The organism is Candidatus Hydrogenedentota bacterium (assembly GCA_018005585.1).
Taxonomy (GTDB): Bacteria; Hydrogenedentota; Hydrogenedentia; order Hydrogenedentales; family JAGMZX01; genus JAGMZX01.
Map to the genome: position 1 here is coordinate 8,179 of JAGMZX010000131.1, position 9,091 is coordinate 17,269.

Sequence of the window (9,091 nt, forward strand, 5' to 3'; positions counted from 1 at the left end):
AGTTGATGCCGAAAAAGGCGGCGGCCAGCAGGCCGGCGCGGTGGCCAAAGGCCCAGCATGAGGCCAGCAACGCGAGCAGGATGAGCCCCGGGTCGAGCAGCGCCAGCGCATGCATGCCCCTGAGGTTATCCGTGTTGACCGCGTTGCTGAGCAGCCCGCCGGTCAGGCCCCAGACCGGCGTCGCATTGTAGCCCTTGTCGCGCAGGATGCGCGACCAGCGGCTCGCGCCCAGATTGCGCTTGAAGAACTGAATGTCCTTCACGAATTCGGCCCAGCGCTCCCGGGAAAACGGCGCCTTGATTTCCTTTTCGCGCTTCAACACGGCCGCCACGGCCACATAGCGGCCCGTTGCGAGTTGGCGCACCGTGGGCGCGGAGTAGAGGAGCTTGGTCTCGTTGTCCGCGATGATCGAGGCCTCGTACAGGCCGGCATAACCGATTTCCGGGGCGTACTTCGCGCCAATGTAATAATGGTAGAACTCGTACTCGTTGAAATAGTGCTTGCTCAGCCACGGATAGAAACTCGTGTAGTTTCCCAGCGAGCAGACCGCCAGGCCCAGAAGCGGCACCACGAGCAGCCCTCGCAAAAACGAGAGGCGCCAGCGCGAGATCGCCACGTAGACCAGGCTCAGAAGGATGGTCGCTGAAGCAATCGTGTTGAACAGCCCCGGCCGCATGCGCAGGAATGCCGCGCGAAACCGTTCGTAGGGCGTGCCGGGCACCGCAGCGCGCGAAACGGGGATATGGGGCGGCCGTCGCGTCAGACCAGGCGCCGCGGGCATGCCCACACCCGGCGATACAGGGGCCTGGAACAGAGGCGCCTCTTCCTTGGTGGGCGGGGCTTCTGCGTCCTCCTGAGCAAGCGCGGGCCGGGCCAGGAAACACGCCAGCAGTCCGGCAAGCAACGCGAGCGACGCGCGGAGGACCGCGCCCCGCCGGTCCCGCGAAGGGATGCACCCGTGCGCAGCTATGTGAGGACAATGGAGCACAAACCCCTCCTCGCATTCCCGGTCACCGGAACGACCATATCATGCAATATGAGGGAAACGCGCGTATCATATACGGCGATGCAGGTGCTATCAACCGCGGATGGAACCCAGCACGAGTACGAGCACAAAACGGGACGGGGCGCATGAGCAAGCCGGTAGTCCGAATAGAAGCGCGAATCTACGGCGCCGTGCAAGGGGTCGGTTTCCGGCCCTTTGTGTACCGCACGGCGATGGCGCTCGGGCTTTCGGGGTCCGTGCGCAACACGACGGAAGGCGTTCTGCTCATCGCCGAAGGGCCGCGAGAGCAACTCGAAGCCCTGCTTCTTCGCCTCGAACGCGAGAAACCGCCGCTGTCGCTTATCGAGCGCATCGACGCGCATTGGGGCCGCTCTGACCGCCTCTCTGGCTTCCGCATTGAGCACAGCACTGCCGCGGGCGCGTCCGCCGCGCATATCCTGCCCGACGTGGCCACGTGCGCCGATTGTCTGCGCGAGATACGCGATCCAGATGACCGGCGGTACCGCTATCCATTCACGAACTGCACCCACTGCGGGCCTCGCTTCACGATCATCCACCGGTTGCCGTACGACCGGCCAAACACGTCCATGCATGGTTTCACGATGTGCGCCGAATGCCGCACCGAGTATGAGGACCCGGCGGACCGCCGCTTCCATGCGCAGCCGACGGCCTGTCCCGCCTGCGGGCCGCATCTCGAACTGTGGGACGCGCGCGGCGCGGCACTCGAAATGCGCGACGCCGCCCTGCGCCGGGGCGCCGCCGCGCTGCTGGAGGGACAAGTCGTCGCGGTGAAAGGCCTGGGCGGGTTTCACTTGATGGCCGACGCGCACAGCGGGACGGCCGTGGCGCGCTTGCGGCTGCACAAGCATCGAGAGGAAAAGCCTTTCGCGCTCATGTATCCCGGTCTCGACATGGTCCGGCGGGACTGCGTGGTGCCGGCGCTCGAAGCCCAATTGCTGGAATCGCCGGAAGCGCCCATCGTCCTGCTGCACCGGCGCGACGGGGACGCGCTCGCGCCGAACATCGCGCCCGGCGCGCCGCGTTATGGCGTCATGTTGCCCTGCACGCCGCTGCATCACCTGCTGCTGGGCGAAGTGGGCGGGCCGGTCGTGGCAACCAGCGGCAATCTGAGCGAGGAGCCCATCTGCATCGACGAACGGGAGGCGGTCGAACGGCTGCGCGGCATCGCGGACTTGTACCTCGTCCACAACCGGCCCATCGTGCGGCACGTGGACGACTCGATTGTTCAGGTGGTGCTCGGCCGCGAGATGGTCCTGCGCCGTGCGCGCGGTTACGCGCCTCTGCCCATCCGCGTCACGCCGGACGGGCCCCCGTTGCTCGCGGCCGGGGGCCATCTCAAGAACACGGTCGCCGTCGCCAAGGACGGGAACGTCTTCCTCAGCCAGCACATCGGCGACCTGGAAACACCGAAGGCGTTCGACGCTTTTCTCGAGGCCGCGCGCTCGCTCGAAACCTTGTACGAGGTGCGCCCCGTGCACGCGGCATGCGACCTGCATCCCGACTACCTGAGCGCGAAACACGCGCGCAGCCTCGGCCTGCCGGTCACGGAGACGCAGCATCACTACGCCCACGTCGTGGCGTGCATGGCAGAGCACGGTCTCGACGGCACGGTGCTCGGCGTATCGTGGGACGGCACGGGGTATGGTCCCGACGGCGTGGTCTGGGGCGGCGAATTTCTGCGCGCGACGCGGTGTGAGTTCGAACGCGTGGCGCACTTGCGCCCGTTCCGCCTGCCCGGCGGCGATCGTGCGGTGAAGGAACCGCGCCGGTCCGCGCTCGGGATGCTGTATGGACTGTACGGCGGCGCAACCGCGGAACAGGCGGACCTCGCACCGTTGCGCGCCTTCCAGGGTTCAGAGCTGCGCCCGCTGCTGCGGATGCTGGCCACAGGCGCGCATGCGCCTCTGACCACCAGCGCGGGGCGGCTCTTCGACGCCGCTGCCGCGCTGCTCGGCCTGCGCCAGTACAGCGCCTACGAGGGCCAGGCCGCCATGATGCTCGAATACGCGGCCCGCCGCTGCGAGGACGAATCCCCGCGCTACGCATTCGCCCTGCACACGGACGCGCAACCGCAGGTTCTCGACTGGGCGCCCGTGGCCCGGGCGGCGGTCGGCGACGTGCGCGCGGGCATTGCTGTCGAGCGCATTGCGCTGGGTTTCCATGCCGCCCTCGCGGATGCTATCCTGACGGTCGCGCAGGCTTGCGGCCTTGCAGATATCGTCCTGACGGGCGGCTGCTTCCAGAACGTCCTGTTGACCGAACTGACCGCGCCGCGCCTGCGCAAGCATGGTTTCCGCGTATTTCTGCATCATCGTGTGCCGCCCAACGACGGCGGCATAGCTCTGGGTCAAGCGGCGCACGCGTTGGGGCGGCTGCGGAACGCAAAAGGACACGGCGATGTGCCTGGCGATACCCGGTGAAATCCTGAGCATCGACGAATCCGACCCGCTGGCGCGCAACGCGCGCGTGAGCTTCGGCGGCGTGGTAAAAGAGGTATCTCTGGCGCTCGTGCCCGAGGCGGCGGCGGGCGCCTATGTGCTCGTGCATGCCGGGCTCGCCATCAGCGTCGTGGACCAGGAAGAGGCGCGGAGCATCCTGGAAACGTTCGCGGCGCTGGACGCCCTGGACGACACGGAGGCCGCGGGCCCGTGAAATTCCTCGACGAATACCGCGACGGCGCCACGGCGCGCCGCATCGCCGCCGCCATCCGCCGCACGTTGACGCGGCCGCGCACCCTCATGGAAATCTGCGGCGGGCAGACCCACGCCATTGTGCGGTTCGGTATCGACACTCTGCTGCCGCCGGAATTGACGCTCGTTCACGGGCCCGGCTGCCCCGTCTGCGTCACACCCGTCGAACTGGTCGACAAGGCCGTCGCGCTGGCCCGCCGCCCGGAGGTGGTCTTCTGCTCCTTCGGCGACATGCTGCGCGTGCCCGGCACCGGGACGGACCTGCTCGGCGTCAAGGCCCGGGGCGGCGACGTGCGCATCGTCTATTCGCCGCTCGACGCCGTGAAACTGGCGCACAAGCACCCCGGCCGCGAGGTCGTGTTCTTCGCCATTGGGTTCGAGACGACCGCGCCCGCGAACGCACTGGCCGTGCTGCAAGCCCAGCGCGACGGGCTCCGCAACTTCTCGATTCTCGCTTCGCACGTGCTCGTGCCGCCCGCCATCGAGGCGATCCTGTCATCCGAGGCATGCCGCGTCCAGGCGTTCCTTGCGGCGGGCCACGTGTGCGCGATCATGGGCTGGGCCCAATATGAGCCAATCGCCGCGCGCTATCGCGTACCGATTGTGGTCACGGGTTTCGAGCCGGTCGACATCCTGTACGGCATTCTGATGTGCGTGAGGCAGTTGGAGGCGGGCAGGGCGTCCGTCGAAAATGCCTATGCGCGCTCGGTGCGGCGCGAGGGTAACGTCCATGCGCTGCGCGCTATCGAAACCGTGTTCGAGACGGCCACGCGGAAATGGCGCGGACTGGGCGAAATCCCGAACAGCGGATTGCGCCTGCGCGGGGAATTCCGGTCATTCGACGCGGAAACGCGTTTCGACCTCGGCGAAATCACCGCGGAGGAATCGCCCGAATGCATAGCGGGCCTCGTGCTCCAGGGCATCAAGCGGCCCAACGAGTGCCCGGCCTTCGCGCGCCGCTGCACGCCGGAGCGCCCGCTCGGCGCGCCCATGGTCTCAAGCGAAGGCGCGTGCGCCGCATACTTTCGTTATCGACGGACCGATACGGAGGCCGTTTCATGAGCACGCCGGACGCTTTCTCGCTGTCTTGCCCGATCCCGCACGCCTCCAGCCCGGTGATCACCATGGCCCACGGCGGCGGCGGCACGGCCATGCACCGCCTGATCGAGGACGTGTTCTATCAGGCGTTCCAGAACCCGGTATTGGCGCAACGACACGACGCGTCCCGGCTCGACGTCGCGGGCGCGCGGCTCGCGTTCACGACGGACTCCTACGTCGTGCAGCCCCTCGAATTCCCTGGCGGCGATATCGCGTCGCTGGCGGTACATGGCACCGTGAATGACCTGGCCATGGCCGGCGCGCGGCCCCTGTGCCTCAGCGCGGGCTTCATCCTCGAGGAAGGCTTCTCGATCGAGACGCTGCGCCGGCTCACGGCGTCGATGCGCCGCGCGGCGGACGCGTGTCGCGTGTGCATCGCGACGGGCGACACGAAAGTCATTGAGCGGCGCGGCGCGGGCGACGGTCTGTTCATCAACACGGCGGGCATCGGCGTCATCGAGCACGACCGCGTCATCGGGCCGGCTGAAGTCCGCCAAGGCGACACGATACTCGTCAATGGCGACTTGGGCCGCCACGGGATCGCCGTGATGGCCGTGCGCGAGGGCCTCGAATTCGAGACCGCCATCGAAAGCGACTCCGCGCCGGTCGCGCACGCCGTGCTCGGCCTGCTCGACGCGGGGATCGAGGTGCATTGCCTCCGCGACCTGACGCGCGGCGGGCTGGTCAGCGCCGCCAACGAGATCGCGCAGGCGGCGGGCGTTGGCCTGCACTTCCGGGAGACGGACATACCCGTGCGCGATGACGTGCGCGGCGCATGCGAGCTGCTCGGTTTCGACCCGCTCTACGTCGCGAACGAGGGCCGCTTTATGGCGATAATCCGGGCGGAAGATGCGCCACGCGCGCTGGAACTGCTCCGGGACCATCCGCAGGCGCCGCAGCCCGCGGTCATCGGCGAAGTGCGCGCGGAAACGCCCGGGCGCGTCACCCTGGAAAGCCGCATCGGCGCGCAGCGCATCCTCGACATGCTCAGCGGCGAACAACTGCCGCGCATATGCTGACCCCACGCCGGCGCTGGGCGGTCACTCCTCTTCCGCGGCCTTGTCGCGCGCGTCGAAACGGTCGAGGCGCGCCTTGAATTCGCCTTCTTTGCCGCGGTCCGTGGGGTGGTAATACGTGCCGCGCGCCACGCCGTAATCCTGGCTCACGTAGCCCTCCTCGAAGTCATGACTGTACTGATACCCCTGGCCGCGGCCAAGCCGCTGCGCGCCGGGGTAGTGCGTGTCGCGCAGGTGCGCGGGCGTTTCGATGGTTTTCCGGTCGCGCACGTCTTTCAAAGCGGCATCAATGGCCATGTAGGCCGCGTTGCTCTTCGGCGCGCAGGCCACATACGTCGCCGCATGGGCCAGGATGATCCGTGCTTCGGGCATGCCGACGAATTCGCAGGCCTGCCAGGCCGCCGTCGCCACCACGAGCGCCATGGGGTCCGCATTGCCCACGTCTTCCGAGGCTGCAATGCAGATGCGCCGCGCAATGAACCGCGGCGTTTCGCCCGACTCAATCATGCGCGCCATCCAGTAGACCGCCGCGTCGGGATTGCTGCCGCGCATGCTCTTGATAAACGCGGACGCCGCGTCGTAATGCTCGTCGCCCGTGCCGTCGTAATGGAGCAGCTTGCGCGCGATGGATTCTCGGGCAACGTCGAGCGTGACGTGGATGCGCCCCTCCTCCGGCGGCGTGGTCAGCAACGCGACCTCGAGCGCATTCAGCGCGCGCCGCGCGTCGCCTTCCGCATAATGGGCGAAATGCGAGAACGCGCCGGCGTCCACGTCGATGCGCGTGTCGCCCATGCCGAGGTTCGGGTGCGCAAGCGCCCAGCGCAGAAGGTGAACAACATGTTCGTCTTCGAGACGCTTGAACTCGAATATCTGTGAGCGCGACAGCAGCGGCGCGACCACGGCAAAAAAGGGGTTCTCCGTCGTGGCGCCGATCAGCGTGATGGCCCCGTTCTCGACGTCGGGCAGGAGCGCGTCCTGTTGCGCGCGGTTGAAGCGATGGATTTCGTCCACAAAGACGATGGTGCGGCGCTGTTCCTGGATGCGCCGGTGTTTCGCCGCCTCGATCAGTCCGCGCAGGTCTTTCACGCCCGATGTAACGGCGTTCAGCGGCTCGAACGCGCTTTTTGTGCGCATGGCAATGATGCGCGCCAGGGCCGTCTTGCCGCAGCCGGGCGGCCCGTACAGCAGCAGCGACGTTATCCGGTCCGCCTCGATGGCGCGGCGCAACACCTTGCCTGGCCCGAGGATATGGTCCTGGCCCACGATCTCGTCCAGCGTACGCGGGGCAACACGGCGCGCGAGGGGCGCCTCCTTTTTCAGCCGGTCCGAGGCCGCATGCTCAAAAAGGTCTGTATCCATAAGGCCATCCTAGCCCCGCTTGTCGCGCCGAAGCAATCGCGCGGGGCCGCGCGGGGCGGGAATATCCCCTGCCCGGGGACTGTTGACCATGCGGACGGGCAAAAAGGAGCGCCTCAGGTTGTCTGGCGCGGAAAGGAGTCTGAGAATGAGTGAACACATGGAAAAAGAGACTACTTGTGCATGTTCGTGCGGTGCATGGCGCAATCGCGTCATAGGTATCGCCGTGTTTGTGGCCGCTCTCGTGGCGGGCGCGGGTTTCCTGACCTCGGGCGTATTCGCCGGCGACGGCGCCGAAGGGACAGGCACGTGCTCGAAGAGCAAAGCGGCATGTCCGCTCAGCGGCGGCTGCGGCGAAAAGGCCAAGGCAGCTTCTTCGGAAGCCGAACCTGCCCCGTCGGCCTGCTGCCCGGCTGAAAAGGCGAAGGCCGCCTCCTCCGAGACGGAATCCGGCGGTTCCTGCTGCCCGGCGAAGGCCAAGGCAGCTTCTTCCGAAGGAGAATCTGCACCGGCTTGTGCGCCAAAGAGCGGCTGTTGCGCGGACAAAGCGAAGGCGGGTTCCTCAGAAGCGGAATCGGGTTGCTCGCCGGCCGGAAAGACCGGAGCATGCGCCAGTGACGCCCCGGCCTGCTCGGAAAAGACGTCCGGCGAATCCGCCACGTAATTCGTGGATAGGTAAGTGCGCCACCCCGTTTCGCGGGGCGGTAAGTCAAATACGCTCTCCGCGCCGGGACAGGCTACAAGGCCTTTCCCGGCGCTCTGCTATTGTCCGAGCACTTTGCGGCAGATCTCATTGAGCATCTTGCCGTCGGCGAGGTCGCCCATTTCCTTCTTGAGCGCGCCGGTCAGCTTCCCCGCGTGGTTCATGTCCGGGTGTTCCGCCAGGAAGGCGCGGACCCGCTCCTCAACCTGGCCGGCGCCAAGCTGCTTGGGCAGAAACTCCTCGAAGATGGCGATTTCAACTTCCGTCTTTCGCGCTACTTCCTCCTGACCAACGCTGCGGAAGGTCTCGATTGAGTTGTGGCGCTTCTTGATCTCGCCGCGCAGCGCCGCGACGGCGTCTGCCTCCTCGAGTTCGCCTTTCGGCCCCTCCTTCTCCTTCAACAACAGGGCCCCCTTGGCCATGCGCAGGCATTCGAGCCGGTCGTGGTCCTTGTTTTTCATCGCCTCTTTGATGGCGTCTTGTATGGCTTTCTTGATACTCATGGCGCGGCTCCTTTTCCCTGCGTGAATGTATCCCTCATGCGTTTCCGGATGCAACAGCGCTCACAAAAGCGGCGCGGCGAGTACGGCAAGCCCCTCCGCCCACTCGCGGACCCGGCCCGCCGGCGCGTCCATAACCGGCTCGGAGGCCGCGGCGAGTTCAGACACCCATGCCGCGATATGCGCAATTTCAGGCCGCCAATAATGGAGAAGCGCAATTTCGAAATTGAGATACATGCTGCGCATGTCCAGGTTGGGCGACCCGGTAATAGCGAGGGTATCGTCGAATAGCACCACCTTCGCGTGGACCATCCTCGGGTATGCGTATATCTTCGCGCCCGCGCGCAGCAGTTGCCGCACGGCCGGGCCGCGGGCCAGGTCGGGGATGCGATGGTTGGAACGCGCGGGCAGCACGACGCTAATGTTGCGGCCCGCGCGAGCCTGCAGCGCCAGCACTTTCAAGATGGGCTCGTCAGGCACAAAATACGGCGTCACGATCCAGATGCGCTCGCGCGCGTCCATCATGCCCGTCAACATCGCATCATGGAGCGCGTCCTCCGGCACATCGGGGCCACTGGCCACAACCTGCACGGCCGAATCGCCCAACGCAACCGGCGCCGCGGCGGCCGCGGCGCGCGGCACGGCCTGGCCCGTCGCGAATTCCCAGTCGCTCGCGAACACGTCCTCTATGTCCCCAACCG

General features: G+C 66.7%; 9 protein-coding genes. 5 read left to right on the forward strand and 4 right to left on the reverse strand.

Annotation, left to right across the window (positions count from 1 at the left end; all coding sequences use genetic code 11):
- Nucleotides 1-988: hypothetical protein (locus tag KA184_18270; protein ID MBP8131530.1), on the reverse strand; the 988-nt coding region annotated here is incomplete at its 3' end.
- Nucleotides 989-1,131: 143 nt separating this feature from the next.
- On the opposite strand from KA184_18270, the gene hypF reads away from it, so the two are divergent.
- The 4 genes from hypF to hypE are packed head-to-tail and all read left to right on the forward strand — an operon-like array spanning nt 1,132 to nt 5,834.
- Nucleotides 1,132-3,447: a carbamoyltransferase HypF gene (hypF, locus tag KA184_18275; GenBank protein ID MBP8131531.1), complete on the forward strand. Its 2,316-nt coding sequence runs from the start codon at nt 1,132-1,134 to the stop codon at nt 3,445-3,447.
- The gene (locus KA184_18280; GenBank protein MBP8131532.1) at nt 3,425-3,679 is read left to right on the forward strand and encodes a HypC/HybG/HupF family hydrogenase formation chaperone; all 255 of its coding nucleotides are present in this window, start codon (nt 3,425-3,427) and stop codon (nt 3,677-3,679) included. Before hypF ends, KA184_18280 begins: the two co-directional genes overlap by 23 nt.
- A complete protein-coding gene (gene hypD, locus KA184_18285; GenBank protein ID MBP8131533.1) occupies nt 3,676-4,779 on the forward strand; it encodes a hydrogenase formation protein HypD in 1,104 nt (367 codons plus the stop codon). Before KA184_18280 ends, hypD begins: the two co-directional genes overlap by 4 nt.
- Nucleotides 4,776-5,834, forward strand: a complete 1,059-nt coding sequence (gene hypE, locus KA184_18290; protein ID MBP8131534.1) for a hydrogenase expression/formation protein HypE — start codon at nt 4,776-4,778, stop codon at nt 5,832-5,834. The genes hypD and hypE overlap by 4 nt, the downstream gene beginning before the upstream one ends.
- A gap of 21 nt (nt 5,835-5,855) precedes the next feature.
- On the opposite strand, the gene KA184_18295 is transcribed toward hypE, so the two are convergent.
- Nucleotides 5,856-7,190, reverse strand: coding sequence for a replication-associated recombination protein A (locus KA184_18295; protein MBP8131535.1), 1,335 nt, complete (start codon nt 7,188-7,190; stop codon nt 5,856-5,858).
- Nucleotides 7,191-7,335: 145 nt separating this feature from the next.
- On the opposite strand from KA184_18295, the gene KA184_18300 reads away from it, so the two are divergent.
- The gene (locus KA184_18300) at nt 7,336-7,851 is read left to right on the forward strand and encodes a hypothetical protein (GenBank protein MBP8131536.1); all 516 of its coding nucleotides are present in this window, start codon (nt 7,336-7,338) and stop codon (nt 7,849-7,851) included.
- A gap of 98 nt (nt 7,852-7,949) precedes the next feature.
- Here the strand turns inward: KA184_18300 and KA184_18305 are convergent, their stop codons facing one another.
- Nucleotides 7,950-8,393 carry a GatB/YqeY domain-containing protein gene (locus tag KA184_18305; protein ID MBP8131537.1) on the reverse strand — a complete coding sequence of 148 codons (444 nt, stop codon included), beginning with the start codon at nt 8,391-8,393 and terminating at the stop codon, nt 7,950-7,952.
- 60 nt (nt 8,394-8,453) lie between these two features.
- Nucleotides 8,454-9,091: cardiolipin synthase (locus KA184_18310; GenBank protein ID MBP8131538.1), on the reverse strand; the 638-nt coding region annotated here is incomplete at its 5' end.